The organism is Candidatus Ruminimicrobium bovinum, from assembly GCF_902760015.1.
GTDB classification, from domain to species: domain Bacteria; phylum Elusimicrobiota; class Endomicrobiia; order Endomicrobiales; family Endomicrobiaceae; genus Ruminimicrobium; species Ruminimicrobium bovinum.
Genome location: NZ_CACWEU010000188.1, coordinates 1 through 6,135, shown reverse-complemented (window position 1 = coordinate 6,135; position 6,135 = coordinate 1). Strand labels below are relative to the sequence as shown.

The following is a 6,135-nucleotide window of genomic DNA, read 5'->3' as shown; positions in this document are numbered from 1 at the left end:
TGAAAAAAATATTATCACGAAAGAGAAAACTTCAAAAACAAAAGATGAATTCATTCAGGATTTACTGGGTTTTCAAAAATCCATAGGCACTGTGTGGGGAAAAATATTTAATTCAAAATATTTAAAAAATAATATTTTATTATTTGATGAAGAATTGGTTTTAGCTGAAGATGCCGAATTTTGCTTAAGGTTAATGAAACATAACCCTAAAATTATTTATATTCCAAATATTTTATACCATTATAATTTATCAAATGTTTCTACAGTACGAACATTTAATAAATTTTATTTTAATTTTTACAGTGATTCGTTAAAAAAAATTGAACTGTCAATTGATAAAACAAAATATTTAACACAATGGAATAATTTTGTTGCTCATCATTTATTACTGATATGTGTTAATTATTGTTTTAATTTACAAAATAAAGTTTGCTATGATAAAAGGAAACGGATGTTAAAGGAAATATTAAAAGATGAGTTATTTGCAGATAGTATAAGGTTGTGCGATTCAAAAGATTTTCCATTTACTAAAAAGATAACATTATTTTTTTTAAAACATAAAATGTATTTATTTGTTTATATTATTTCAATAATACGAAATAAAACAAGATGATAATAAATTTGTTAAAATTTTATAAGGAATTTCAAATATGAATAATCCGAAAGTATCGGTAATTGTTCCGGTGTATAATGTAGAACAATATTTAAAGCAATGCCTTGATAGCATACTTAATCAAACATTAAAAGATATTGAATTAATATGTGTTAATGACGGTTCAACCGATAAAAGCGGACAAATATTAGATGATTATGCCAAAAGAGATAATAGAATAAAAGTTTTTCATAAAAAAAATGAAGGTTACGGTAAAGCAATGAATGTAGGTTTTCATAATGCAAGCGGAGAATACATAGGTATTGTCGAACCTGATGATTATATAAATTCGGATATGTATGAAAATCTTTATAAAAAAGTTGTTGAAAATGATGTTGATTTTATTAAAGCCGATTTTTATAGTTTTATTTGTAAGAACGGTAATATTAGGTTATTTTATAATAGACTTGACGAGAGTGGGAAATATTATAATAGAGTTATAAATTTACAAGAAGATATGACTCCGTTTAAATTTGTCATGAATACATGGTGTGGCATATATAAAAGGAGTTTTATTGAAAAATATCATATTGCGCATAACGAAACTCCCGGGGCAAGTTTCCAGGATCAAGGTTTTTGGTTTCAAACTTTTTGCAGAGCAAAAAAAGTTTATTTTTTAAATCAACCTTATTACATGTATAGAAGTGATAATGTAAATTCATCCGTGCATAATAAAGAAAAAATTTTTTGTATAAAAGAAGAATATGATTACATAAGAAAATTTTTAGAAAAAAATCCTGATATTAAGGCAAAATTTTTAGGTATATACAGTTATTATAAATTTTGTAATTATGAGTATAATTTTTTCAGAGTATCTTTTCCGTTAAAAAAATATTTTTTTGAAGTTTTTACAAATGATTTTAAAGATGCTTATAAAAATAAAGAAATAGATGAGTCTCTATTTTCTAAATGGGGTGTGTTAAAGTTACGTTTGATAATGTTTTACCCAAAATTATATTATTGGTATAAACTTTTATGTATTACTAATATTAAAATGTTTATTCGTAAAAATTTAAAATTTAAAGAAAAGTAAAAATATGCAATCAATGATCAGTGTAATAATTCCCGTATATAATGTAGACCGTTATTTAAGACAATGTCTTGATAGCGTTATAAATCAAACATATAAAAATTTAGAAATAATATTAGTTGATGACGGTTCAACAGACAATAGCGGAAAAATTTGTGATGAATACGCCTTAAAAGATAACAGAATAAAAGTAATACATAAGCAAAACGGCGGCCTTTCCGATGCGAGAAATACGGGCTTAAAATATGTTTCCGGAGAATTTTGTCATTTTTTAGATAGTGATGATTATATTGATTATCATTTATACGAACAGAGCATCAAAGTTTTTGATAATTTTAAGGTTGATTATTTTTGTTTCAGTTCTAAATCTTTTTTTGAAAAAGGCAGTGATGTTTATAATAAAAAAGATATAGACGAATATATATTTGTAAAAAGACAAGGGATATATGGTGTAAATATAAATATAGGATTAAATACTAATATTCATGTATGGAATAAAATTTTTAAAACAGAAATAATAAATAAAAATAATTTACATTTTATTAAAGGACTATTATACGAAGATATATTTTTTGTATGGAGTTATATATTCTTATCCAAAAAAGCATATTTCAGTAAAGAATATTTTCATAATTACAGAATAAGAAATGATTCCATAATGGGAAAAACAATTAAAAATAAAATGCTTAAAACCGGTATTGACCATATGCTGAACTGGTATGAATTATTTAAGAGCTTTTCCAATAATAAAAAATCTTTTATAACAAATTATAATAGCTTGTTTTATCTGTTGAATATTTATTACGACACAACAAAAAAAATGGTTCCTAAAAAAGATTATATGTATATAGAAGAATTAAAGAATAAATATTTACTGGAAATTAATAATTGTAAAAATAAATATTGTAATATTTTTAACAAGTTATATTTTAAAATTGAGAAAATATGGTATTTTCTATTGTTGAAAGATGTATTTAATTTAAATAAGTGGAAAAGTAAATTTAGATATTATAAACAAAAAATCATAACTGCAGTATATTTCAGATTACAAATTTTTTTTATGAGATTTTGCAAAAACAATAATTTTGATAATCGTATTTTGGAAATTGAAACTAAAAAAGATACAAATAATAAAATAATTTGTGATGAATTGCAAAAAATAAATAATTTTTATTTTCTTCCTAACAGAGGAAACCTTGGTGATATGGCAATTGCCACGGCATGTTATAAGTTTTTTGATTTATTAAATTTAGAATATAATGTTATTGATATGACTAAATATGAACAATATATTGAACTGCCCGTAAATATTGTTTACGGCGGAGGTGGACTTTTTACAAAATATTATAGACAATATTATCAGGAAATTCTTGAAATATTTAAATCAAAGAAATTACAAAAAGTAATTGTATTACCCGCAAGTTTTTATGAATGTGACGATGTTTTGGAAGTTTTTGATGAAAGGTTTACTGTTTTTTGTAGAGAAAAACAAAGTTATAATTATTGTTTGTCAAAAAATAATAAAGCACAATTTATTTTAGCAGATGATATGGCATTATCTTTAAATGTGAAGTTTACGGAATCTAAAACAAAAATCTGCAATAATGTTGTAAAAATATCACAATCACAAAAAAAGGAATTAAAAAAATTATATAAATATTATACCTGTATAGTGTGTAAGTATAATGGAGCATTAAGAAAATCAAATAATATAGGTTGTTTCTTTAGAACAGACAAAGAAGCAATTATAGATGAAAATAAAAGAAAAATTTCTTTAATAGATTTGTCTTTAATTGCAAACTCTTTTTGTGCAGATAAATCTTTTACATATATAATGATAAAACTTTTTTTTAAAGTGTTGAATAGTTACGGTTTTATTGTAACGGATAGGTTGCATATAGGTATTTGCGCTGCTTTATTAAATAAAAAAGTTTATATTCTCGATAATAAGTATAAAAAATTATCAAATGTGTTGGAAAATTCTATGTCTAAATATCCTAATGTAAAATTATATAATAATATTAGTGAATTAATAAATGAAATTGATAAATTTAATTCAAGTAACAAAAAAAATAAAGCAAGAATAAATATATTATCTTTTAACGAATTTGTTAATGAATGGAAAAGTGTAAAGCAAAATTTCGGACTTGAAAAAATATATTGGAGTGAAATATAATGACTGATAAAATAAAAAAATTTATAGATTGTAATTTCCCGGTAAAAACATGTAATTTAAGATGTCATTACTGTTATATAACACAAAATAGAGATTTTGATAAAGAATTGCCAAAGTTTAAATATTCGCCTGAACATATTGTAAAAGCTCTTTCTAAAGAGCGTTTAGGTGGAGTATGCGGTATAAATATTTGTGGAGAAGGAGAAACACTTTTACCACCGGAAATAATTCCTATAACATTAGGTTTATTACAACAAGGTCATTATGTTAATTTAATAACGAATGGTACAATAACTAAAAGATTTGAACAATTGTGTGAATTTCCTAAAGATTTATTATCTCGTTTGTTTATAAAATTTTCTTTTCAATTTTTAGAACTTAAAAGATTAAATTTGTTTGAAACATTTGTTAAAAATGTTCACAAAATAAGAAATGCTAAAATATCTTTCACTATTGAAATCACACCAAATGACGAGCTAATACCATATATAGAAGAAATTAAGCGATTTTCTATCGAAAACTTTGGAGCTCTACCTCATATTACCGTTGCAAGAAATAACAGGAAGAAATTACTTCCGATACTTACAAACTTAAGTAGGGAAGAATATAAAAAAGTTTGGAATCAATTTGATTCCATAATGTTTGATTATAAAATGAAATGTTTTAATGTTAAAAGAAAAGAGTTTTGTTATGCAGGAGTATGGACTGCTTTTCTAATGATGGGAACAGGGGAATTAAAACAATGTTATTTAGGAAAAACAATAGATCCGAATATTTATGAAGATATTAACAAAAAAATAGATTTTTCAAAACCTGTAGGATATTATTGTCCGGAGGCACATTGTTTTAATTCTCATGCTTGGCTTGCATTCGGTGATATTCCCGAACATGCTGCACCTACTTATGCACAAATAAGAAACAGAGTATGTAATGACGGAACTGAGTGGTTACAGCCCAAAGTTAAGAGTTTTTTCAGTTCAAAGTTATGCGAATCTAATGAAATGATAGCACACGGTAAAGCTCCGTCATTTATTAAAAGATTTTTTGTAAAATTAAAGTATAAATTAATTGAAAAATATTTGAAAAAACAAGAATATTAGTTGAGATTTAAGCATTATATGTTAAATTTTAATTCTGTTTGTTTATTTTTGTTCTTAAAATACTAAGATAGTCTTTAAATTCCTGTTGTTTGTTAGTCCTTCCGAAATTATCATTATGTAATCTTCTTTTTGAAATTACAACAGGTATCTTTTTAATGTTGATATTTTTTTGTTTCAGTCTTATTTGAAAATCTATAATTTCTCCTGATTTTAAAGATTCGTTGAAAGTTCCTATTTTTTCAAAAACATTCCTTTTTATTAAAGATGCCCCTGCCAACATTCCGAAATAATTATCGGTTCTTGCTTTTAATTTTGTCTTGTCCGTATCGGATAATTCGGGAGATATGAAATCTTGTGTCATGCCGAAAACTGCCTCAATACTTGTATCTTTAATAAATTCATTATATAATGCAAATATTGAATTTTCATTCAGAATATCGTCCGCGTCTATGTATAAAATATATTCTCCGGAAGCAAAATTAAGCCCTGCATTTCTTGTTTTACTTATACAGGAAAAATTTACTTCCGCAACTTTGCAACAAAATTCTTGAGCTATCTGTTTTGTATTATCCGTACATGAATCACAAACAACAATTATCTCAATATCTTTTATATTTTGTTTTCGTATACTTTCAATGGTTTCTCTAATATATTTTGAAGCATTTTTGGCAGCTATTATTACCGATATCATTTGTTTAAAATCCTTTTTCTTAATAAATTCATAATATAATTTGAATATTTTGTGTTTTTTATTAAAGTTATATTATTACCGTGCAATCTTCTTATATAAAAAATTGTATCAACAAAATGACTGACATTTGTTCCGTTTTCCGATATTCTGTAAATAAATTCAGTGTCTTCGCCCGTTTGGAATTTTTCGTCAAAATTTCCATATAGTTTAAAAATAGATTTTTTTATTAATGCACTCGGTAAATATTTTTTATCCGCTTTCTCCAATTCTTTTTCTAAAACGGCTTTTTTACAAATTTTAAGTTCTTTTCTTTCGAAAAAATTTTCATATTTTGTAAATACAATTTCACAATCAGGGTGTTCTTTAAAATATTGTATTTGAGTATTTATTTTTTCCGGTAGCCAATAGTCGTCCGAATCACAAAATGCTATATATTCACCGTTTGAATTTTCAATTGCCAAATTTCTTGCAAAAGGTATTCCTTTG

At 24.7% G+C, this 6,135-nt stretch carries 6 protein-coding genes; 4 read left to right on the top strand and 2 right to left on the bottom strand.

Features of this window, described 5'->3' with window-relative positions:
* The 4 genes from ACMUOV_RS06350 to ACMUOV_RS06335 all read left to right on the top strand — a co-directional run.
* Positions 1 to 613: glycosyltransferase family 2 protein (locus ACMUOV_RS06350; RefSeq protein ID WP_413854267.1), on the top strand; the 613-nt coding region annotated here is incomplete at its 5' end.
* Positions 614 to 650: 37 nt separating this feature from the next.
* Complete coding sequence (locus ACMUOV_RS06345; protein WP_413854266.1) at positions 651 to 1,685, top strand: glycosyltransferase family 2 protein; 1,035 nt, start codon at positions 651 to 653, stop codon at positions 1,683 to 1,685.
* 4 nt (positions 1,686 to 1,689) lie between these two features.
* Positions 1,690 to 3,858: a glycosyltransferase gene (locus ACMUOV_RS06340; RefSeq protein WP_413854265.1), complete on the top strand. Its 2,169-nt coding sequence runs from the start codon at positions 1,690 to 1,692 to the stop codon at positions 3,856 to 3,858.
* Entirely contained in the window at positions 3,858 to 4,958 is a 1,101-nt protein-coding gene (locus ACMUOV_RS06335; RefSeq protein WP_413854264.1) for a radical SAM protein, read from the top strand. The genes ACMUOV_RS06340 and ACMUOV_RS06335 overlap by 1 nt, the downstream gene beginning before the upstream one ends.
* Before the next feature lie 28 nt (positions 4,959 to 4,986).
* Here the strand turns inward: ACMUOV_RS06335 and ACMUOV_RS06330 are convergent, their stop codons facing one another.
* Positions 4,987 to 5,649, bottom strand: a complete 663-nt coding sequence (locus tag ACMUOV_RS06330; protein WP_413854263.1) for a glycosyltransferase family 2 protein — start codon at positions 5,647 to 5,649, stop codon at positions 4,987 to 4,989.
* Positions 5,646 to 6,135, bottom strand: a 490-nt coding sequence (locus tag ACMUOV_RS06325; RefSeq protein ID WP_413854262.1) for a glycosyltransferase, incomplete at its 5' end; no start/stop codon positions are given. The genes ACMUOV_RS06330 and ACMUOV_RS06325, both read right to left, overlap by 4 nt.

Coding starts and splice junctions, on each gene's coding strand:
- ACMUOV_RS06345 (WP_413854266.1), top strand. CDS start 651: ATGAATAATCCGAAAGTATCGGTAATTGTTCCGGTGTATAATGTAGAA.
- ACMUOV_RS06340 (WP_413854265.1), top strand. CDS start 1,690: ATGCAATCAATGATCAGTGTAATAATTCCCGTATATAATGTAGACCGT.
- ACMUOV_RS06330 (WP_413854263.1), bottom strand. CDS start 5,649: ATGATATCGGTAATAATAGCTGCCAAAAATGCTTCAAAATATATTAGA.
- ACMUOV_RS06335 (WP_413854264.1), top strand. CDS start 3,858: ATGACTGATAAAATAAAAAAATTTATAGATTGTAATTTCCCGGTAAAA.